The 19,471-nt window shown below is 67.5% G+C and carries 19 protein-coding genes; 8 read left to right on the top strand and 11 right to left on the bottom strand.

From position 1 onward, the window contains the following. Positions 1–207 precede the first annotated feature (207 nt). Positions 208–822 (top strand): hypothetical protein, encoded by a 615-nt coding sequence (locus tag ABE424_RS00400; protein ID WP_346492530.1) that lies wholly within the window; start codon positions 208–210, stop codon positions 820–822. A 120-nt stretch (positions 823–942) separates the two neighbouring features. On the opposite strand, the gene ABE424_RS00395 is transcribed toward ABE424_RS00400, so the two are convergent. From ABE424_RS00395 to ABE424_RS00370, 6 genes are read right to left on the bottom strand one after another with little or no spacing between them, the layout of a single operon-like run. After that, entirely contained in the window at positions 943–2,199 is a 1,257-nt protein-coding gene (locus ABE424_RS00395; RefSeq protein ID WP_346492529.1) for a cysteine desulfurase, read from the bottom strand. Beyond that, complete coding sequence (gene sufD / locus ABE424_RS00390) at positions 2,196–3,458, bottom strand: Fe-S cluster assembly protein SufD (protein ID WP_346492528.1); 1,263 nt, start codon at positions 3,456–3,458, stop codon at positions 2,196–2,198. The genes ABE424_RS00395 and sufD overlap by 4 nt, the downstream gene beginning before the upstream one ends. Further along, positions 3,458–4,222: a Fe-S cluster assembly ATPase SufC gene (gene sufC, locus ABE424_RS00385; protein WP_346492527.1), complete on the bottom strand. Its 765-nt coding sequence runs from the start codon at positions 4,220–4,222 to the stop codon at positions 3,458–3,460. The genes sufD and sufC overlap by 1 nt, the downstream gene beginning before the upstream one ends. 45 nt (positions 4,223–4,267) lie before the next feature. Then, a complete protein-coding gene (locus ABE424_RS00380; protein WP_346492526.1) occupies positions 4,268–4,675 on the bottom strand; it encodes a lysozyme inhibitor LprI family protein in 408 nt (135 codons plus the stop codon). Beyond that, positions 4,672–6,147 (bottom strand): Fe-S cluster assembly protein SufB, encoded by a 1,476-nt coding sequence (gene sufB, locus ABE424_RS00375; RefSeq protein ID WP_176990805.1) that lies wholly within the window; start codon positions 6,145–6,147, stop codon positions 4,672–4,674. Before sufB ends, ABE424_RS00380 begins: the two co-directional genes overlap by 4 nt. Before the next feature lie 13 nt (positions 6,148–6,160). Further along, positions 6,161–6,613, bottom strand: a complete 453-nt coding sequence (locus ABE424_RS00370; protein WP_026070170.1) for an SUF system Fe-S cluster assembly regulator — start codon at positions 6,611–6,613, stop codon at positions 6,161–6,163. A gap of 173 nt (positions 6,614–6,786) precedes the next feature. On the opposite strand from ABE424_RS00370, the gene ABE424_RS00365 reads away from it, so the two are divergent. Both ABE424_RS00365 and ABE424_RS00360 read left to right on the top strand, forming a co-directional pair. Further along, complete coding sequence (locus ABE424_RS00365; protein ID WP_176990804.1) at positions 6,787–7,254, top strand: SET domain-containing protein-lysine N-methyltransferase; 468 nt, start codon at positions 6,787–6,789, stop codon at positions 7,252–7,254. A 121-nt stretch (positions 7,255–7,375) separates the two neighbouring features. Next, the gene (locus ABE424_RS00360) at positions 7,376–7,918 is read left to right on the top strand and encodes a type 1 glutamine amidotransferase domain-containing protein (protein WP_346492525.1); all 543 of its coding nucleotides are present in this window, start codon (positions 7,376–7,378) and stop codon (positions 7,916–7,918) included. A gap of 75 nt (positions 7,919–7,993) precedes the next feature. Here the strand turns inward: ABE424_RS00360 and ABE424_RS00355 are convergent, their stop codons facing one another. From ABE424_RS00355 to ABE424_RS00340, 4 genes are all read right to left on the bottom strand, one after another. Beyond that, positions 7,994–8,590, bottom strand: a complete 597-nt coding sequence (locus ABE424_RS00355; protein WP_179460981.1) for a DUF1439 domain-containing protein — start codon at positions 8,588–8,590, stop codon at positions 7,994–7,996. 98 nt (positions 8,591–8,688) lie between these two features. Then, entirely contained in the window at positions 8,689–9,222 is a 534-nt protein-coding gene (locus tag ABE424_RS00350) for a hypothetical protein (protein WP_346492524.1), read from the bottom strand. A gap of 52 nt (positions 9,223–9,274) precedes the next feature. Then, positions 9,275–9,619, bottom strand: coding sequence for a DUF3861 family protein (locus tag ABE424_RS00345; RefSeq protein WP_346492523.1), 345 nt, complete (start codon positions 9,617–9,619; stop codon positions 9,275–9,277). A gap of 421 nt (positions 9,620–10,040) precedes the next feature. Then, a complete protein-coding gene (locus ABE424_RS00340) occupies positions 10,041–10,439 on the bottom strand; it encodes an HU family DNA-binding protein (RefSeq protein ID WP_019185677.1) in 399 nt (132 codons plus the stop codon). Between the two features lie 364 nt (positions 10,440–10,803). Between ABE424_RS00340 and ABE424_RS00335 the strand changes: the two genes are divergently transcribed. Both ABE424_RS00335 and ABE424_RS00330 read left to right on the top strand, forming a co-directional pair. Continuing rightward, positions 10,804–11,238, top strand: coding sequence for an OsmC family protein (locus ABE424_RS00335; RefSeq protein ID WP_176990800.1), 435 nt, complete (start codon positions 10,804–10,806; stop codon positions 11,236–11,238). 86 nt (positions 11,239–11,324) lie between these two features. Continuing rightward, on the top strand, positions 11,325–12,998 hold the full coding sequence (locus tag ABE424_RS00330) for an amidohydrolase (protein ID WP_346492522.1): 1,674 nt from the start codon (positions 11,325–11,327) through the stop codon (positions 12,996–12,998). Positions 12,999–13,010: 12 nt separating this feature from the next. Here ABE424_RS00330 and ABE424_RS00325 read toward each other — a convergent pair whose 3' ends face one another. After that, the gene (locus ABE424_RS00325; RefSeq protein ID WP_346492521.1) at positions 13,011–13,886 is read right to left on the bottom strand and encodes a PhzF family phenazine biosynthesis protein; all 876 of its coding nucleotides are present in this window, start codon (positions 13,884–13,886) and stop codon (positions 13,011–13,013) included. 204 nt (positions 13,887–14,090) lie between these two features. Here ABE424_RS00325 and ABE424_RS00320 point away from each other — a divergent pair, with 204 nt between their 5' ends. Genes ABE424_RS00320 through murD form a run of 3 tightly spaced genes read left to right on the top strand, consistent with a single transcriptional unit; the run spans position 14,091 to position 19,470 of the window. Next, entirely contained in the window at positions 14,091–16,694 is a 2,604-nt protein-coding gene (locus tag ABE424_RS00320) for a bifunctional aspartate kinase/diaminopimelate decarboxylase (protein WP_346492520.1), read from the top strand. Between the two features lie 33 nt (positions 16,695–16,727). Further along, positions 16,728–18,080 carry a UDP-N-acetyl-alpha-D-muramoyl-L-alanyl-L-glutamate epimerase gene (murL, locus tag ABE424_RS00315; RefSeq protein WP_346492519.1) on the top strand — a complete coding sequence of 451 codons (1,353 nt, stop codon included), beginning with the start codon at positions 16,728–16,730 and terminating at the stop codon, positions 18,078–18,080. Beyond that, positions 18,061–19,470: a UDP-N-acetylmuramoyl-L-alanine--D-glutamate ligase gene (gene murD, locus ABE424_RS00310; protein WP_346492518.1), complete on the top strand. Its 1,410-nt coding sequence runs from the start codon at positions 18,061–18,063 to the stop codon at positions 19,468–19,470. The genes murL and murD overlap by 20 nt, the downstream gene beginning before the upstream one ends. Position 19,471 lies beyond the last annotated feature (1 nt).

Raw genomic sequence — 19,471 nt, 5'->3', positions numbered from 1 at the left:
TGGGCGCAAGCCGGGTGCGTTCTGCCGTATAGCACTGCATTGCTACGGCACCATCGATATCGCCGTCGTTCCGGGATGGGGATGGCAGCGCCGATGGCGTCGTAGCAAACTGAGCGCCTGTGCTCGGTGCGCCGCCACACCGCACCCATTAAAAAGATGCGCGCACCCAACGCGATTGGAATGGCGTGATGAATCGACCAACGATAGTTGATTGAAACACTGCGTTGGCGCAGGGCCTTCAAGCGCGCCTACGATGGCTTGGCTGCCTTTAAAACACGGTGGGTGACGCAATCGCATCGCTTACATCGTGGCACTGGCGAGGCGTCGCGTGGTGCTGCCATTCCCTTCCACCTCTCTGGTGCCTTATCGATGAAACGGTACTCGCTGCTGTGTCTGTTGTGGCCTGCCCTGGTCGCGTGCCAGAACGCCCCGCCCAGCGATTCTGTCTACTTGTCTGCCAATGAAAAGGCGGCGGTGCTCGCAATGGCGAAGACCGATGACCTGGCGGCGATCAAGCGCTTGATCGCCCATTACGAAGCCGGCCCTGCCGAAGCGGTGGCGGTGGAGAACTGGCGGGCGCGGGCGCGCAAGCTGGGCGATCCGCAGGAGCTGTACCATCACGCGGCGCGCCGTTTCGCGCAGGCGCAGGATGAGCCCGATCCGGAGCAGCGCGCGGCATTTCTTGCAGAAGCACTGGCCGCGGCGCACAAGTCGCATGCCGGCAGTGGCGATCCGTCAACGATGCTGTTGGTCGCGCAGATCGAGCGTGCGCAGGAGCAGGACGCAGTGCCGAGGCCCTCACCCGACGTGAATCGAAGCTAATAACCAATGGGTTGTCTGCGCAGGCGATGGCGAAGCGACGCAGGTCGTGCGGCGTGGCGCCAATGCAGAACGCCGCGATCTCTCGCGGCGTTCTGCAGGGTCCAGCCCGGTGCCGCCAGCTCACCCCAACAGCTTGCGCACCTTGTTCAGCGCTACGATGAAGCGTTCGATTTCTTCATGCGTGTTGTAGAACGCCAGCGACGCCCGGCAGGTCGCCGCCACGCCGTAGTACTGCAGCAGCGGGTGTGCGCAGTGCTGGCCGGACCTGACCGCGACGCCTTCCAGGTCGAGCAGGGTGGCCAGGTCGTGCGAATGCGCGCCGTCCACCAGGAAGGAGACCACCGCCGCCTTGTCCGGCGTGGTGCCGAAGATGCGCAGGCCGTCGATCTTGTTGAGCTCTTCGGTGAAGTGCGCCAGCAGTTCGCCTTCGCGGGCTTCCACGTGGTCCAGGCCCAGCGACTCCAGGTAGTCCACCGCCACGCCCAGTCCGATGAAGCCGGCGATGTTCGGAGTGCCGGCTTCGAACTTGTGCGGGGCATCGTTGAACACGGTGCCCTCGAAACTGACTTCCTTGATCATCTCGCCCCCGCCGAGGAACGGCGGCATGGCATCCAGGTGCTCGCGCCTGGCCCACAGCGCACCGGTGCCGGTCGGGCCGCACATCTTGTGGCCGGTGATGGCGTAGAAGTCGCAGCCGATCGCGGGGATGTCGACCTTGCGGTGCGGGACGGCCTGCGAGCCGTCGACCACGGTGATGATGCCGCGCTTGCGGGCCTCGCGGCAGATCTCGCGGACCGGGTTGACCGTGCCCAGCACGTTGGACACGTGGGCGACCGCCAGCAGCTTGACCTCGGGGGTCATGGCCCTGCGCAGCGCGTCCAGGTCCAGCGCGCCGTCCGGGGTGATCTCGGCCACGCGGAGGGTCGCGCCGGTGCGCTGGGCGACCAGCTGCCACGGCACGATGTTGGCATGGTGCTCCATGCGCGAGACCAGGATGACATCCCCGGCCTTCAGCCGCGGCAGCGCCCACGAATACGCGACCAGGTTGATCGCGAAGGTGGTGCCGCTGCACAGCACCAGCTCGCTGGCGCGCACGTTGAGGAAGCGCGCCAGCTTGTTGCGCGCGCCCTCGTAGGCATCGGTCGCTTCGGTGCCGAGCGCATGCACCGCGCGGCTGACGTTGGCGTTGTAGCGGCGGTAGAACTCGTCCACCGCGCCGATCACCTGCACCGGCTTCTGGCCGGTGTTGGCGTTGTCGAAGTACACCAGCGGCTTGCCATGCACTTCGCGCATCAACAGCGGGAAGTCCAGGCGCACGCGGTCCCAGTCGGGCGCGGCGCCGGTATCGGCGACCGGGCGCGGCGTGGACAGGTTCATGCGACGCCCGCCAGGGTCAGCGCGCGGCTGAGCTGGGCGGTGAGCTGCTCGGTCAGGCGTGCGTCGAGGACGTTCAGCGGTTCATGGCAGAACGCCGCGCTCAGCAGCTGCTGCGCGCGATCGGCCGGCAGGCCGCGCGAGCGCAGGTAGAACAGGGCATTCGCATCGAGCTGGCCAACCGTGGCGCCGTGCGCGGCCTTGACCTCGTCGGCATCGATCACCAGCGTGGGCTGGGTATCGATCTCGGCATCCGCGGAAAGCAACAGGTTCTTGTTGGACAGGTTGGCGTCGGTGCCATCGGCGCCTTCGCGGATGTGGATGCCACCGTGGAAGACCACGCGGCTGCGGTTGGCCGCCACGCCACGCCAGACCATTTCCGAGCTCGTGTCGCGCGCGATGTGTTCGATGCCCAGGCGGGTGTCGACATGGCGACGACCGTTGCCGAGCAGCACGCCGTTGGCGGTCAGCTGGGCGTTGTCGCCTTCCAGGCGGACGTTGAGCTCATGGCGGCTCAGCGCGGCGCCAAGCTCCAGATCGACGCGGCGGTACTGCGCGTTGCGGGCCAGCACGGCGTCGGTGCGCAGCAGCGAGGTGGCGCGGGTGGCGTCGGCCTGCACGCGGGCATGCGAGAGCACGGCGTCCTGCGCGAGGTGGACGTGCACCAGGGTGTTGTCCAGGTGTGCGGCATCCCCGACATGCAGGTGATGCTCGACCACGCCCAGCGCGGCACCGCTGCGCAGTTCGATCAGGTGGCGGTGGTGCCAGGACAGATCGGTATCGCCGGCCACGCTGATGAAGACCAGCTGCAGCGGCGCTTCGACCTGCACGCCTTCCTCCACGCGCAGCAGCACGCCTTCATCGGCAAGCGCGGCGTTGAGGCGGGCAAACACTTCCTCGCTGCGCTCGAATCGGCGGCCAAGGAAGCGCGCGGCTTCATCGCCGGCGGCCAGCGCCGAGGACAACGTGGCCACCTGTACGCCGGCCGGCACTGCCGCGACATCGCTCAGCGCGCCGGACGGACGGCCGTTGACGAACACCAGCCGCGGCGACGGAATGTCGGCCAGCAGGGCGGCATCGACCACGGCCGGGGCGAGCGGCGCGGGCTGGAAGCTGCGGCGTTCCAGCTGGCGCAGCGAGGTGTATTTCCAGGCTTCGGTACGCGGGCCGGGCAGGCCGGCCTGCAGGGCGGCGTCCAGCTCGGCGCGACGTGCATCGCTGCCGCAGAAGCCGCTGGCGAGGGAATCGAGCAGGGCGCTCATCAGACCGCTGCCTCCGGCACCACGCGGTCCTTCAGGAAGTGGTAGCCGTGGGCTTCCAGTTCCAGGGCCAGTTCCGGGCCGCCGCTCTGCACGATCCTGCCGTCGGCGAGCACATGCACCACGTCCGGCTTGATGTAGTCGAGCAGGCGCTGGTAATGGGTGATCACGATGAACGAACGGTCCGGCGAACGCAGCGCGTTGACGCCGTCGGCCACGCTCTTGAGCGCATCGATGTCCAGGCCGGAGTCGGTTTCATCCAGGATCGCCAGCTTCGGCTCGAGCACGGCCAGCTGGAAGATCTCGTTGCGCTTCTTTTCGCCGCCGGAGAAGCCTTCGTTGACGCCACGGTGCAGCAGCTCGTCCTTCAGGTGCAGCACGGCCAGCTTCTGGCGGACCAGTTTGAGGAACTGCATCGAATCCAGCTCTTCCTCGCCGCGCGCCTTTCGCTGGGCGTTGAGCGCGGCGCGCAGGAAGTAGGTGTTGTTCACGCCGGGGATTTCCACCGGGTACTGGAAGGCCAGGAACAGGCCGGCGGCGGCGCGTTCTTCCGGGGCCAGGCCGAGCAGATCCTTGCCTTCGAACTGCACGCTGCCTTCGCTGACGTCATAGCCTTCGCGGCCGGCCAGGACATTGCCCAAGGTGGACTTGCCGGCGCCGTTGGGACCCATGATGGCGTGCACCTGGCCCGGCTTCACGTCGAGCGAGAGGCCCTTCAGGATGTCTTTTTCGCCGATGCGTGCGTGGAGGTTGTCGATCTTCAACATGTCGATAATCGTCTTGTCAGATAGGGGAACTGGAGGCAGCGCGACTCAGAGGTCGTATTCGCTGCGCTCGAGGAATTCGTTGCGCAGGTAAGCGGTACGCGCGGTGGTCAATGCCGCCTTGGCGCCGGAGTACAGCATCGGGTACATCGAGCCGTACAGGAAACGCGGATTCTCATCCGCGCCCACCGGGTAGCGCGCTTCCAGGTCGGCGTCACGCAGCTGCACCCACAGCCGCTGTGCCGCTTTCACCTTCGCCAGCGCCACGGGCTCGCCGGCAAGCCGGGTCACGATCTGGCGGTAGACGGCATTCAATTCGGCATCGGCCTTCTTGAACTCCTGATCGGCGCAGGCATTGAGTTCGAGCTGATTGCCGCCGGGATTGCACACCACGTCCTGCGCGAACGCCGGTGCCGCCGCGCACAGCAGCACGGCCAGGGTGAGCAGGCGCTTCATCCGACCGAGCCTTCCAGGCTGACGTCCAGCAGCTTCTTGGCTTCCACCGCGAACTCCATCGGCAGCTCGCGGAAGACCTGCTTGCAGAAACCGTCCACGATCATCGAGACCGCGTTTTCCTGGTCGATGCCGCGGGCGCGGCAATAGAACAGCTGGTCGTCGGAGATCTTGGACGTGGTGGCTTCGTGCTCGACCGTCGCGCTGGGATTCTTCACCTCGATATAGGGGAAGGTGTGCGCGCCGGACTTCTTGCCGATCAGCAGCGAATCGCACTGGGTGTAGTTGCGCGCACCCTCGGCGCCGCGCTCCATCTTGACCAGGCCGCGGTAGGTGTTCTGCCCGTGGCCGGCGCTGATGCCCTTGCTGACGATCTTGCTCTTGGTGCGCTTGCCGATGTGGATCATCTTGGTGCCGGTATCGGCCTGCTGACGGTGGTGGGTCAGCGCGACCGAGTGGAACTCGCCGACCGAATCATCGCCCAGCAGCACGCAGGACGGGTACTTCCAGGTGATCGCCGAGCCGGTCTCGACCTGGGTCCAGGTGACCTTGCTGCGCGCGCCACGGCATTCGGCACGCTTGGTGACGAAGTTGTAGATGCCGCCCACGCCGTTCTCATCGCCCGGATACCAGTTCTGCACCGTCGAGTACTTGATCTCGGCATCTTCCAGCGCGACGAGTTCGACCACCGCGGCGTGCAGCTGGTTCTCATCGCGCATCGGCGCGGTGCAGCCTTCCAGGTAGGACACGTACGCCTTGTCCTCGCAGATGATCAGCGTGCGCTCGAACTGGCCGGTATGGCCGGCGTTGATGCGGAAGTAGGTGCTCAGCTCCATCGGGCAACGCACGCCCTTGGGGATGAACACGAAGCTGCCATCGGAGAACACCGCCGAGTTGAGCGCGGCGAAGTAGTTGTCGCCGACCGGGACCACGGTGCCCAGGTACTGCTTGACCAGTTCCGGGTGTTCCTTGATTGCCTCGGACATGGAGCAGAAGATCACGCCCTTCTCGGCCAGTTCCTTGCGGAACGTGGTGCCGACCGAGACCGAATCGAACACCGCATCCACGGCCACGCCGGCCAGCCTGGCGCGCTCATGCAGCGGCACGCCGAGCTTGTCGTAGGTGTCCAGCAGTTCCTTGGGCACATCGTCCAGCGAGGCGTACTTCGGGCCCTTCGGCGCGGAGTAATAGCTCAGCGCCTGCAGGTCGATCTGGGCGATCTGCAACTTGGCCCAGTCCGGCATCGGCATGGTCAGGAAGTGGCGGTAGGCATCCAGGCGCCACTGCGTCATCCATTCCGGCTCTTCCTTCTTGGCCGAGAGGGCACGGATGGTGTCCTCGTCCAGGCCGGGCGGCAACGAGTCCGATTCGATGTCCGTGATGAAGCCCGCCGAATACTTGCGGCCGAGCTGCTCATGGATCTCGCGGTTGGGGGTATCGCCGGTGGCGACGGTATCAAGGGTATCGGTGGCCATGGGGGCTGCCTGATCAGGAGACGACATCCGCCGCGATCGCGCGGCGGTGGGCGTCAACAAGGGGAAGAGGGGGCAGGATCTGCGCCAGGGTGACCGCGCGCAGCGCTTCGGACACCACGTCGTTGATCATCCGCCAGCTGCTGCGCGCGCCACATTGCAGCTCGCGGCCGCACTGGCTGTGGTCGTGGGCGCACTCGGTCAGGCCGAGCGGCCCTTCCATGGCTTCCACGATCTCGAACAGCGTGATCTGGTCCGCCGCGCGGGTCAGCCGGTAGCCGCCGCGGACGCCGCGCAGGCCTTCGACCAGACCGGCCTGGGCCAGCGGCTTGAGCAGTTTGCTGACAGTCGGCGGTTCCAGACGGGCAAACTCGGCCAGTTCAGTCGCACTGAGCACCTCGCCCGGACGGGCGGCGAGCACGGTCAACACGACGGTGGCGTAATCGGTAAGCTTGGTGACGCGGAGCATGGTGGGGTGCAGAACCATAAAGCGGACTGAAATTGTACGCTTTTCTCCGGCGGCATCCAACCCGCCCGTTCAGGCGCCCGCAGGGCGGCCTTGGACGCCTATTGGACCGCATCGCTTTGGCAATCACAAAGATTAAGCGAGAATCGGGGCTTCCCACCGCAACGGTCAGCCAGATGCCCAAGAAGATCCAGGCCCGCAAGTCCACCATCCATGGCAATGGCGTGTTCGCGCTGGCGCCGATCAAGAAGGGCGAGCGGGTCATCCAGTACAAGGGTCTGCTGCGCAGCCACGCCGACGTGGATGCCGACGACACCGGGGATGTGGAGAGCGGTCATACCTTCCTGTTCACCCTCAATGACGACTACGTCATCGATGCGAACTACAAGGGCAACGACGCGCGCTGGCTCAACCACAGCTGCGATCCGAACTGCGAGGCCGTGATCGAAGAAGCCGAGGGCGACAACCGGCGCGAGGACAAGGTCTTCATCGAGGCGATCAAGGACATCAAGCCGGGCGATGAGCTGACCTACAACTACGGCATCACGCTGGCCGAGCGTCACACCGCGCGCCTGAAGAAGATCTGGGAATGCCGCTGCGGCTCGAAGAAGTGCACCGGCACGATGCTGCAGCCCAAGCGCTGATCCCGCTGGCAGCCACCGACCGTGGGTCGGTGGCTGCGCCGACACGCTGTGCACATCGTGGTCACCGTCGCCCAATGCGCGCGTGGCCACACTGGGCGCTCCCACTTACTGGAGCCGCTCCATGGCACACGCACTCAACGGCAAGCACATCGCGATCCTCGCCACCGATGGTTTCGAGCAGTCCGAGCTGCAGGAACCCAAGCGCCTGCTGGAATCCTGGGGGGCCTCGGTCAAGGTGATCGCGCCCGGCGACACCAGCCAGATCCGCGGCTGGAAAGACAAGGACTGGGGTGAGGACGTGAAGGTCGATGCGCCACTGAAGGGCGCCAAGGCCGACGACTACGACGCGCTGGTCCTTCCCGGCGGCGTGATCAATCCCGACAAGCTGCGCATCGACACCGACGCGGTTGCCCTGATCAAGGCATTCGGTGCGGCAGGCAAGCCGGTCGCGGCGATCTGCCACGGCCCGTGGCTGCTGGTCGAGTCGGGCCTTGCCAAGGGCCGCAAGGTCACGTCCTGGCCCTCGTTGAAGACCGATCTGGGCAACGCCGGCGCCGAATGGACCGATGCCGAGGTTGTCGTGGACGGTGGCCTGATCACCAGCCGCAAGCCGGGTGACATCCCGGCGTTCGCCGATGCGGTGGCCAAGGCGTTGGCCGGTTGAGTGTGCAGGCACCGGTTGAGCGTGCAGGCACGGATTTAGCGTGTAGGCACCGACCGTTGGTCGGTGCCATCCCGGTTACTTGCCCAGCACCCCGGCCGGCACGAGTGCGCCGAGATCCTGGTTGAAGGTGACCACCAGCTTGCCGTTCTCCACCTGGGCCGACTGCACCTGCAGCGCGCCGAGGAGGGCGCCCACGCTCGGGTCGATCTTGTAGATCGGCTCGCGCTGGGCGTAATCGGCGAGCCAGGCATTTAGCAGGCTGCGCGTGCGTGAATCCAGCTTGCCGCCGTTGTTGGCCGGGGTGAAGTCATCGACCGTCGGCTCCTGCAGATGGAAGCCCTGGGTCTGCGCGTCATAGCGCAGGCCGCTGCTGAGCTTCACCTTGCCCAGCGGTGCCGGGCTGCTGCCGGCGGTGGCCATGGCCACATCGAAGCCCAGGTCCAGTCGGCTGCCCTGCGGCAGGGTAAGCTGCGGGTGACTCATCGTCATCGCGATCAACCCGCCCAGCGCGTTCTGGGTACGCGGGAAGCTGCCATCGAGATACTGCTGCACATCGGTGGCACCGACCGACAACTGGCGGCCGGAGACGCTGGGCGCGGCCTGCGCGCCGATGGCGGCGGCGAGCAACACGGTGCAGGCGGCGAGGCGGGACAACAGCGGGCGAACATTCATGGCGGCAGGCCGTGGGGAGTGAGAGCCCAACAATAGCGCGTGCGGCTGAATCCAGCTTTGACGTACGCGCCCGCAGATCAACGTCCTTTCCGCTGCGGTCAGTTCATCACCGGCTGGATCGAGGCGCCATGGATTTCCCAGCCGCTGCCATCCACGCGGGGCTGCAGCCGATACCAGCCCTCGAAGCGCAGCGTGCCGGTTGCCGTGCCGACCCGGATCTGGACCGGCACTTCGCGCAGCCGCGAGGGCGTGGCCGTGTCGCGGGCGATCGGTGCCTGGGTCTTGATGCGCAGCCCGCGGAACCCGGGCAGTGCACGCAGGACCGCATCGTCGGGATGGCCACCCGGTCCGCCGCCGGTCCAGTGGGCATCGGCGGTGGCGAGGTCGCCCTGCGCCAGGGCGCTGATGTAGCGGTGGACCACCGAGGGCTCATCCAACGCGTCGGCAGCCACCGCGCTGGGGGCGGCAGCGATCGGCGTGGAGAGGGGCGGTGATGGCGACGCGTCCTCGTCCGACGCCTCTGGTGCGGCGGCGTTGTCCGCCGTCACGACGGCATCGGGCGCAGGGGCATGCGGCTGGCAGGAGCAGCCGTGCAGGATCAGCAGCGGCAGTAACAGGACGGCACGGCGCATGCAGGAGTCTCCCCGGAGAGCGCCGAGTGTAGCGCCGCAGCGGGCGCCTGGTTCAGGGCGCGCCCTGGATCGATTCCAGCGCGGCCAGCACCTCGTCCAGCTGTGGCTGCAGAACGGTCAACGGATGGTCGGGTTCGTCGGCGTGGCGCCGGGCGAGATCGCGCAGCAACTGGGTGGCGACGATCGCCGCGGCACGCTCGTCACCGCTTAGCCCGGTGGTGCGCCGCGCGGTTTCCAGCAGCCGCATCCAGTCCTGCTGCGCGCGATGTTCCAGCTCGATGGTGCAGCGCCCGCTGCACTGCAGGCCGTCCTTTTCGATCGGGGTGACGGTGATGCGGTAACGCTGGGAAGAAGAGCTGGCCATGGCTGCCTGCACGGTGGGGGACAAGCCCACCATAGGCTGCGATCCGTACCGCGACGACAGGCGCGGTCGCACGCAGTGTTCCACCCTGTGCGTTCCGGTCGGTTCTGCCATGCCGTGGATCGCGGCAGGACAGGCATCTGCGCAGGAAGCAGGCGGCGCGAACGTCTTTGGAAACGCTGTGTTTCGCTGCGGGGCTCGGCTTGCTGCAAGCGTGCTGCGAACCGGAGCTTGGTTTGCGGCGCCAATGGTCTCCAGACGTGGGTCGTGATGCCCTTGTGGGCGAAATCAAGGAGGAGGCCGTCGCCGCCAGGCGGCGGCCGGGGGACATTCGCCGGCAAGGGCATCACGGCCCAGCGCCCGACCCACCAACCGCCGCGATTCGAATGGCAGAACAGTCAAAAAAAGACGGGACGGCGTGAGCCGTCCCGTCCGGGTGCTGCAGGAAGCGCGCGGATTAGAGCGCAGCGTCCTTGAGCTTCTTGAGCGGACGCACCTTCAGCTTGGTGGAGGCCGGCTTGGCGGCGAACCACTGCTCTTCCTTGGTGAACGGGTTGATGCCCTTGCGCTTCGGCTTGGCCGGCACGCTGACGGTGGAGATCTTCAGCAGGCCCGGCAGGGTGAAGCTGCCAGCGCCCTTCTTGTGCACCGAAGCGGCGACGGCGCCTTCCAGCGAGGCGAGCACGGCGCGCACGTCCTTGGCGACAACGCCGGACGCTTCAACGATGTGTGCAACCAGACCAGACTTGCTCAGCACTTCCTTGATCGGCTTGGGAGCGGCCGGCTTCGCGGCTGCCTTCGTAGCGACTTTCTTTACTGCCTTCTTCGGGGCAGCCTTCTTAGCGGTCTTTGCCATGGTTTCCTGTTCCGTGAACGGTTGGTTGTTTGGTCGCGCCGAACCCCGTCGGCAAGCGAAATGTAGGGCAACTATGGGGCGCCGCCAATAGGCAAACGCATAAAAATTCGTGATTTCCACGCCCTTCGTTACCGCAGTGCATCAGGTCATAGCCAAAAAACAGGGTCCGCCCTCGCGGCGGAGGCCATCGGTCATGGACCGTCGCACCCCGACTGTCGCACGAAAACCACTTGAAAACAGCATCCGTCTTGAGATCCGATTCAGCTGGGGGCGGCGCCTGCCGATCGCCTGACGGCAGCCAGACACGGTGCTAACGCGGACCGGTCTAGGCTGGCCAGGCCATTCATCCCGCAGGAGATCAACGATGGGTATTTCGCGTCATGCCACCGCGCATTGGGAAGGTGACCTCAAGACAGGCAAGGGACAATTGAGTACGCCCCAGAGCGGCTTGATGGACAAAACCCGCTATGCCTTCAGCAGCCGCTTCGGCGACGAGAAGGGCACCAACCCGGAAGAACTGATCGCCGCCGCGCACGCCGGGTGCTTCACCATGGCGCTGTCGGCCAAGCTCACCGAGGCCGGTTTCGTGCCCACTTCGCTGGATACCGAAGCCAAGGTCGACCTCTCGATGGAAGGTGGCCCGCAGCTGTCGCAGATCACGTTGAAGGTGAAGGCCGTGGTGCCGAACATCGAGGCCACCCAGTTCCGCGCCATCGCCGATGACGCCAAGCAGAACTGCCCGGTGTCCAAGGCACTCAGCGCGGTACCGATCACGCTCGAGGCCGAGCTGGCCGGCTGATCCGCGCAGACGGATTGGTGCACAGCAGATTGTGATGGGAAAGCGGCGGCCGCATAGTCGCCGCTTTCCTGTTGTGGGGTCTCTGCATGCGTCCGACCGCTCTTGCCGCCCTGATCGCCTGCCTGCTGGCCGGCACCGCGCAGGCCGATGTCCGCCTGCTGACCGCTGCGACGATCCACACCGGCGATCCCGACGCACCGGCCGCCACTGCCCTGGCCTGGGATACCGATACCGGGCGCGTGCTTGCCGTCGGTGACCGGCAGGCGATGCTCACGCTGTATCCACTCGCGGCATTGACCGACGTCGGCCAGGCGACCGTGATTCCGGGCCTGATCGACGCGCATGCTCACCTGATGTTCCTCGGCGGCACCCTGATGCAGGCCGACCTCACCGGCGCGACCAGTACCCGGGACATCGTCGCGCGGCTGCAGCGCTTCGCGGCTGACAATCCCGAGGGCTGGCTGCTGGGCAGCGGCTGGGACCAGAATCGCTGGCCGGGCAAACAGTTCCCGACGGTGGCCGATCTCGACGCGGCGTTCCCGGACCGGCCGGTCTGGCTGGGTCGCATCGATGGCCATGCCGGCTGGGGCAACAGCGCGGCACTGCGCGCCGTCGCACGGCAACCCGGGCAACGCGGATTGAAGGGCAGCTGGCAACCGGCCGGCGGGCGCATCGTGCGCGATGCCAACGGGCAGCCGAGCGGGGTGTTCGTCGATGAAGCGATGTCGCTCGTGCAGGCCGCGATCCCGGCGCCGAGCGAGGCCGCGCGCGAGCAGATGCTGGCCCGCGCGCTGGACAAGGCGGTCAGCCAGGGCCTGACCGGTGTGCATGACATGGGCGTATCGCGCGCCGATCTGGCCCTGATGCGCCGCTTCGCCGATGCCGGCAGGCTGCCTCTGCGCATCGATGCGTATGCCGATGGCAATGGCGATGCCCTGGCGGATCTCTGTGCACAGGGCGCGTACCAGCACGCCGGTGGCCGCCTGGAAATGCGCGGGGTGAAACTGTTCATGGATGGGGCGCTGGGCAGCCGCGGGGCCGCGCTGTTGGCCGATTACAGCGACGACCCGCACAACCGTGGATTGCTGGTGACCTCACCCGACGACTTTGAAACGGCGGTTCGCAGGGCCGATACCTGTCATGTCCAGGTCGCCACGCATGCGATCGGCGACCGCGGCAACCGGATCGCGCTGGACACCTATCAGAAGGTGCTGGGCGAGCGTCGCGGCACGGATCATCGCTGGCGGATCGAGCATGCGCAGGTGGTCGCGCTGGAGGACATTCCGCGCTTCGCCCAGCTCGGCGTGATCGCCTCGATGCAACCCACCCATGCCACGTCGGACATGGGCTGGGCGCAGGACCGGGTCGGTCCCGAGCGCATCCTCGGTGCCTATGCGTGGCGACGGATGCTGGCCTCCGGTGCGCGGCTCGCGCTCGGCTCGGATTTCCCGGTCGAGCAGGTCGATCCACGGCTGGGCCTGTATGCCGCGGTTACCCGCCAGGACCGTGCCGGCCAGCCGCCAGGGGGCTGGCAGCCGGATCAGCGCCTGAGCGCGGCGGAAGCACTGCGGGGTTTCACCGCCGATGCCGCCTGGGCAGGGCATGACGAAGCCCAGGTCGGCCGGTTGCAGCCGGGACTGCGCGCGGACTTCGTCGTGCTCGACCGCGACCCGCTCAGCGTTCCGCCGGCCGGGCTGGCCGACCTGCAGGTGCGCTCGACCTGGGTCGATGGCGCACCGGTATACGAGGCGGCGCGCTGAGGCGCGGCGGGTTTACCAGTCCAGCGTGCCGCGGATGACGGTCTGCACCTGGCCGCCGGACCAGACGTCACCATGGTCATCGATGCGCAGGGTCAGGCGCGCATCGTGGCCGACTTCCCGGCCCTGGCTGACCACGTACCCGTGCGCGGTACCCGGCAGCGCGTCGCGGCTGTCCAGCCAGGCGGCGAGCACGGCATTGGCCGCACCGGAGGCGGCATCTTCAAAGCGACGGCCATTGCCGACGAAGGCGCGGACCGCGAGATCCCAGGCCTGGCCCTGGCTGCGCGCATAAGCGAACACACCCATGCTGTCGGTCGCCTCGGCCAGCGTTGCCACGGCGTCCCAGTCGGGGGTGAGCGCGCGCAGGGCGGCTTCGTCAGCCAGTTCCACTACCCACCAGCTGCGGCCACCGGCCATGCGCGCCGGCGGCAGGCTGCCCAGCGGCCAACCGGCCAGGACGGCCTGCAGGCGGGGATCGGCGGCGGTGGTCACTTCGGCCACGGCGGCGCGCGGGGTGCGGATTGCGATGGTGCGGGCCTCACCGGTGCCGTCCACGCGCAGCGGCAGGGCCCCGGCGATGCCGTCCTGGATCAGCACGCCCTCCACCGGCGCGGCCAGGCCCAGTTCCAGCACCGCATGGGCGGTGCCCACGCTGGGATGGCCGGCGAACGGCACTTCCTTCTGCGGACTGAACATGCGGATGCCGTAGCTGGCGCCCGGGGCCTGCGGTGGGAACACGAAGGTGGTCTCGGGCAGCCGGGTCCAGCGGGCGATGGCCTGCATCGCCGCCTCGTCCAGGCCCTGCGCATCGAGCACCACGGCCAACGGGTTGCCGGCGCCGGGGTAGGGCGAGAACACATCCAGCTGCAGGAAACGACGGGAGGTCATGGCGGTACGCTCGACGAAAACGGGCGGGCAGCTTACCAACCGGCGCCGCCTCCCGGGCCGTGTACGGCGGCGCGTGGACCGGTGTCGGCACAAATCCGGCCCGCCTGGGCCGCCCGGGCCCTGCAACGGCCAGGCTTGGCATAGAATCGGGGGTTCGGCCCGGCGTGCCGGGCGATCCCCCTCACTACCCAAACCTCCACCTCCATGTCAGCTTCCCCCCTTGTCGATCGCTGGATCGTACTGAAGTTCGGCGGCACCTCCGTGTCGCGTCGTCACCGCTGGGACACCATCGGCAAACTGGCGAAAAAACGGGCGGAAGAGACGGGCTCGCGCGTGCTGGTGGTGGTGTCGGCGTTGTCCGGGGTGACCAATGAACTCACCGCGATCGCCGATGGCGCCGCCGACAGCCGCGACCGCGTCGCCGCGCTGGTCGCGCGCCACCGTGAATTCCTGACCGAGCTCGAGCTGGACGCCGCCGCGCTGGATGTCCGCCTGGCCGCGCTTTCCGGGCTGCTGGACGATCCGCGCGCCGCCGGCCGGCCGTTGGAGTGGCAGGCCGAGGTGCTGGGCCAGGGCGAGCTGCTGTCCTCGACCGTTGGCGCCGCCTACCTGCGTGCCAGCGGCCTGGATTTCGGCTGGATGGACGCGCGCGAATGGCTTGATGCGCTGCCGCCGCAGCCCAGCCAGAGCGAGTGGTCGCAGCGCCTGTCGGTGAATTGCCAGTGGCGTGCCGAGACCGACTGGGCCACGCGTTTCCGCGCCCAGCCGACCCGCATGCTGATCACCCAGGGCTTCATTTCCCGTCATGCCGATGGTGGCACCGCCATCCTCGGTCGCGGTGGTTCGGATACGTCCGCGGCGTACTTCGGTGCACTGCTCGGCGCGAGCCGCGTGGAGATCTGGACCGATGTGCCGGGCATGTTCAGCGCCAACCCGAAGGACGTGCCCGATGCGCGCCTGCTGACCCGCCTGGACTATTACGAAGCGCAGGAAATCGCGACCACCGGCGCCAAGGTGCTGCACCCGCGCTCGATCAAGCCGTGCCGCGATGCCGGCGTGCCGATGGCGATCCTGGATACCGAACGCCCCGAGCTGCCGGGCACCAGCATCGATGGCAACGCCGCGGCGGTGCCGGGCGTGAAGGCGATCAGCCGCCGCAACGGCATCGTGCTGGTCTCGATGGAAGGTATCGGCATGTGGCAGCAGGTCGGCTTCCTCGCCGACGTCTTCGGGCTGTTCAAGAAGCATGGCCTCTCCGTCGACCTGATCGGTTCGGCCGAAACCAACGTGACCGTCTCGCTGGATCCGTCCGAAAACCTGGTCAGCACCGATGTGCTGGCCGCGCTGTCGGCCGACCTGTCGCAGATCTGCAAGGTCAAGATCATCGTGCCGTGCGCGGCGATCACCCTGGTCGGCCGCGGCATGCGCTCGATGCTGCACAAGCTCTCGGACGTGTGGGCCACCTTCGGCCGCGAACGCGTGCACATGATTTCGCAGTCGTCCAACGACTTGAACCTGACCTTCGTCATCGACGAGGCCGATGCGGATGGGCTACTGCCGATCCTGCACGCCGAGCTGATCGACAGCGGCGCGATGCCGGTGGAAGAGGGCGAAGTGTTCGGCCCGCGCTGGCGTGAAATCGCGGGCACCATCCGCCCGCGCGAAACCGCCTGGTGGCGCGGCCAGCGCGAGCACCTGCTGACCCTCGCCCAGGCCGGCACGCCGCGTTACGTCTACAACCTGGCCACGGTGCGGGCGCGTGCGCGCGCGCTGAACGCGATCAAGGCGATCGACCAGCGCTATTACGCGATCAAGGCCAACTCGCATCCGGCCATCCTGGAAGTGCTGGAGCAGGAAGGCTTCGGCCTGGAGTGCGTCTCGCACGGCGAGCTCAAGCACGTGTTCAACACGCTGCCGACGCTGTCGCCCAAGCGCGTGCTGTTCACCCCCAGCTTCGCGCCGCACGCCGAGTACGATGCCGCGTTCGCGCTGGGGGTGACCGTCACCTTGGACAACGTGGAAGCCCTGCAGCGCTGGCCGGAACTGTTCAGCAACCGCGAGTTGTGGCTGCGCGTGGACCTGGGCCGTGGCGAAGGCCACCATGCCAAGGTCCGCACCGGTGGCAAGGACTCCAAGTTCGGCCTGCCGATCGCCCGCGTGGATGAGTTCGTGCGCATCGCCGGCGAGCTGGGCACCCGCGTGGTCGGCCTGCATGCGCACCTGGGCAGCGGCGTGGAAACCGCACAGCACTGGCGCCTGATGTGCGATGAACTGGCCGGGTTCGCCCGCCGCATCGGCAGCGTCGAGACCATCGACATCGGCGGTGGCCTGCCGATCCCGTACAGCGCCGATGACGAGCCGTTCGATCTGGAGGCCTGGGCCGTTGGCCTGGCCGAAGTGAAGGCAGTGCATCCCGCGTTCCGGCTGGCGATCGAGCCGGGTCGTTACCTGGTGGCCGAGTCCGGCGTGCTGCTGGCGCGGGCCACCCAGGTGGTCGAGAAGGACGGCATCCGCCGTGTCGGACTGGATGCGGGCATGAACACCCTGATGCGTCCGGCCCTGTACGACGCCTGGCATGACATCGAGAACCTGAGCCGCCTGAGCGGCTACTCCGAAGCGATGTTCGATGTGGTCGGACCGATCTGCGAATCCAGCGATGTGTTCGGCAAGCGCCGCCGCCTGCCGGCCTCGACCGCGCCGGAGGATGTGATGCTGATCGCCGACGCGGGCGCGTACGGCTACGTCATGGCCAACACCTACAACCAGCGCGAGCTGCCGCGCGAGGACGTCATCGATGAGGGTCCTTGAGTGCTGCCAGCCGCCTTCCAAACCGGATACACCATGACTGCTTTTGATAAACACCAGGTTGCCGTCTTCCGCTTCGTCCGCTGCGAATTCGCTGCGGATACCGGCGTGGCGCAGCTGGTCTACGCCTTCGATGACGGCCCGGAGCTGATCGAGACGGTGACCATCCCGGGCGCGCCGTTCGTGCTCGAGGGTGACCGTGCCGAGGCGGTGCAGCGCGCCCTGCGCCTGCTGCACCTGATCGCCGGCGTGAGCTACTACAAGGCCGGCGTGCCCGAGCAGGTGCGCATCGACAGCTACACGATCGATGCGGCGACCGCGGCGCTGGTCGAGACCGTGTACCTCAACGGCCTGGGCGAATTCGCCTACCGCAATGGCCTGAACCTGCGTGGCCGCTTCCGCCTGCCGGTGGAGGGCGAGGCCTTCGCTGCGCCGGCGCTGGGCCTGCGCGAACACGCGCTGGTCGCCATCGGCGGCGGCAAGGATTCGCTGGTCAGCATCGAAGCGCTGCGCAGCCTGGGCATCGCCGAAACGGTCACGTGGATCGGCGGCTCGCAGCTGATCCGTGCCTGCGCCGAGCGCACCGGCCTGCCGATCCTCAACATCGGCCGCACGCTGGCCCCGGAGTTGTTCGAGCTCAACCGCCAGGGGGCCTGGAACGGTCATATCCCGGTCACCGCGGTGAACTCGGCGATCATGGTGCTGGCCGCGCTGCTGCAGGGCGTGGACCAGGTGGTGTTCTCCAACGAGCGCTCGGCCAGTTATGGCAGCCAGATTCCGGGCACGGGCGAGGTCAATCACCAGTGGTCGAAGGGCTGGGCGTTCGAGCAGGCCTTCGGCGAGCATCTGGAACGGCACGTCGCCGCGGACCTGCACTATTACTCGCTGCTGCGCCCGCTCTCGGAGCTGGCAGTGGCGCGTCAGTTCGCCAAGAGCGATGTCTACGACGCGCATTTCTCCAGCTGCAACCGCAATTTCCACATCCTGGGCGAGCGCCCGGTGAACCGCTGGTGCGGCGTCTGCCCGAAGTGCCACTTCGTGTTCCTGGCGCTGGCCCCGTTCATGCCGAAGATGCGCCTGGTCGGCATCTTCGGCCGCAACCTACTCGACGACATCGAGCAGGCCCCGGGCTTCGATGCACTTCTGGAATTCCAGGACCACAAACCGTTCGAGTGCGTGGGCGAAGGCCGCGAATCGCGCGCCGCGATGGCGACCCTGGCCGCGCGCCCGGAATGGAATGAAGACGCGCTGGTGAAGCGCTTCGTCCACGAGATTCGCCCGCAGCTGGATGCCACCGAACTGCAGATCGAGCCGCTGCTGGCGCTGGAAGGCGAACACCGCATCCCGCCGGCGATCTGGGAGCGTCTGCGTGCGAATTTCGCAGCTTGAGGGCAAGCGCGTTGCGTTGTGGGGATGGGGACGTGAGGGACGCGCGGCGTTCCGCGTCCTGCAGCAGCGGCTGCCGTCGCTGCCGCTGACCTTGTTCTGCCCGGAGGCCGAGGCCGCCGGCGCGCACGGGGAAACCCACGGCGCGCTGACGGTCCGTTCGGATGTCACCGGCGAGGCACTGGCCGCGTTCGAGGTGGTGATCAAGTCGCCGGGCATCAGCCCGTATGGCGAAGCTGCGTTGCACGCCACGGCGCAGGGCACGCAGTTCATCGGCGGCACCTCGTTGTGGTTCGCCGACCAGGCCGCCGCCGACGGCATCGTGCACGACACCGTGTGCGTGACCGGTACCAAGGGCAAGAGCACCACCACCGCGCTGCTGGCGCATCTGCTGCGTGCCTCGGGCGCGCGCACCGGGCTGATCGGCAACATCGGCCTACCGCTGCTGGAAGTGCTGGACCCGCAGCCGGTGCCGCGGTACTGGGCGGTGGAGCTCTCCAGCTACCAGACCGGCGAGGTCGCGCGCAGTGGCGCGCACCCGCAGGTCGCCATCGTGCTGAACCTGTTCCCCGAGCACCTGGACTGGCACGGCAGCGAGGCACGCTACATCGAGGACAAGCTGCGGCTGGTCACCGAGGCCGCGCCGCGGATCGCGGTGCTCAATGCCGCCGACCCGCACCTGGCTGGGTTGTCGCTGCCGGAGAGCGAGGTCATCTGGTTCAACCAGCCGCAGGGCTGGCATATGCGTGGCGATGTCGTGCATCGCGGTGAGCAGGCGGTGTTCGACACCTCACATACGCCGCTGCCGGGCCGGCACAACCGCGGCAATCTGTGCGCGGTGCTGGCGGCGATCGAGGCCTTGGGCCTGGACGCGGTGGGGCTGGCGCCGGCGGTGCAGGATTTCCGCCCGCTGCCGAACCGCCTGCAGACGATCGGCATGCGCGACGGCATCACCTTCGTCAACGATTCGATCAGCACCACGCCGCACGCGAGCCTGGCCGCACTGGAGTGCTTCGCCGGGCGTCGCATCGCGCTGCTGGTCGGCGGACATGATCGTGGTCTGGATTGGCAGGACTTCGTCGCGCACATGGCGCACGACGTGCCGCCGGTGGAGATCGTCACGATGGGGGCCAACGGGCCACGCATCCACGCGCTGCTGCAGCCGCTGGCCGATGCCGGCCGCTTCGGGCTGCATGCCGCTGCCGACCTGCCCGAGGCCATGGAGCTGGCCGGCAAGGCGCTGGGCGGGCAGGGTGGGGTCGTGCTGCTGTCGCCGGGCGCGCCGAGCTATGGCGTATACCGCGACTACGTCGCCCGTGGCCGCCACTTCGCTGAACTGGCCGGCTTCGATCCGGACCAGATCACTGCGATCCCGGGGATCGGGATCGCCTGAG

This window comes from Stenotrophomonas sp. TWI1149 (assembly GCF_039673155.1).
Lineage (GTDB): Bacteria > Pseudomonadota > Gammaproteobacteria > Xanthomonadales > Xanthomonadaceae > Stenotrophomonas > Stenotrophomonas maltophilia_AA.
The sequence above is the reverse complement of the archived record's forward strand: the minus strand, read 5'-3'. Positions and strand labels throughout refer to the sequence as shown.

Bases quoted from the DNA above. Each gene is read 5' to 3' on its own strand.
- ABE424_RS00395 (WP_346492529.1), bottom strand. From the start codon at position 2,199: ATGAACCTGTCCACGCCGCGCCCGGTCGCCGATACCGGCGCCGCGCCC.
- sufD (WP_346492528.1), bottom strand. From the start codon at position 3,458: ATGAGCGCCCTGCTCGATTCCCTCGCCAGCGGCTTCTGCGGCAGCGAT.
- sufC (WP_346492527.1), bottom strand. From the start codon at position 4,222: ATGTTGAAGATCGACAACCTCCACGCACGCATCGGCGAAAAAGACATC.
- ABE424_RS00380 (WP_346492526.1), bottom strand. From the start codon at position 4,675: ATGAAGCGCCTGCTCACCCTGGCCGTGCTGCTGTGCGCGGCGGCACCG.
- sufB (WP_176990805.1), bottom strand. From the start codon at position 6,147: ATGGCCACCGATACCCTTGATACCGTCGCCACCGGCGATACCCCCAAC.
- ABE424_RS00370 (WP_026070170.1), bottom strand. From the start codon at position 6,613: ATGCTCCGCGTCACCAAGCTTACCGATTACGCCACCGTCGTGTTGACC.
- ABE424_RS00365 (WP_176990804.1), top strand. From the start codon at position 6,787: ATGCCCAAGAAGATCCAGGCCCGCAAGTCCACCATCCATGGCAATGGC.
- ABE424_RS00360 (WP_346492525.1), top strand. From the start codon at position 7,376: ATGGCACACGCACTCAACGGCAAGCACATCGCGATCCTCGCCACCGAT.
- ABE424_RS00355 (WP_179460981.1), bottom strand. From the start codon at position 8,590: ATGAATGTTCGCCCGCTGTTGTCCCGCCTCGCCGCCTGCACCGTGTTG.
- ABE424_RS00350 (WP_346492524.1), bottom strand. From the start codon at position 9,222: ATGCGCCGTGCCGTCCTGTTACTGCCGCTGCTGATCCTGCACGGCTGC.
- ABE424_RS00345 (WP_346492523.1), bottom strand. From the start codon at position 9,619: ATGGTGGGCTTGTCCCCCACCGTGCAGGCAGCCATGGCCAGCTCTTCT.
- ABE424_RS00340 (WP_019185677.1), bottom strand. From the start codon at position 10,439: ATGGCAAAGACCGCTAAGAAGGCTGCCCCGAAGAAGGCAGTAAAGAAA.
- ABE424_RS00335 (WP_176990800.1), top strand. From the start codon at position 10,804: ATGGGTATTTCGCGTCATGCCACCGCGCATTGGGAAGGTGACCTCAAG.
- ABE424_RS00330 (WP_346492522.1), top strand. From the start codon at position 11,325: ATGCGTCCGACCGCTCTTGCCGCCCTGATCGCCTGCCTGCTGGCCGGC.
- ABE424_RS00325 (WP_346492521.1), bottom strand. From the start codon at position 13,886: ATGACCTCCCGTCGTTTCCTGCAGCTGGATGTGTTCTCGCCCTACCCC.
- ABE424_RS00320 (WP_346492520.1), top strand. From the start codon at position 14,091: ATGTCAGCTTCCCCCCTTGTCGATCGCTGGATCGTACTGAAGTTCGGC.
- murL (WP_346492519.1), top strand. From the start codon at position 16,728: ATGACTGCTTTTGATAAACACCAGGTTGCCGTCTTCCGCTTCGTCCGC.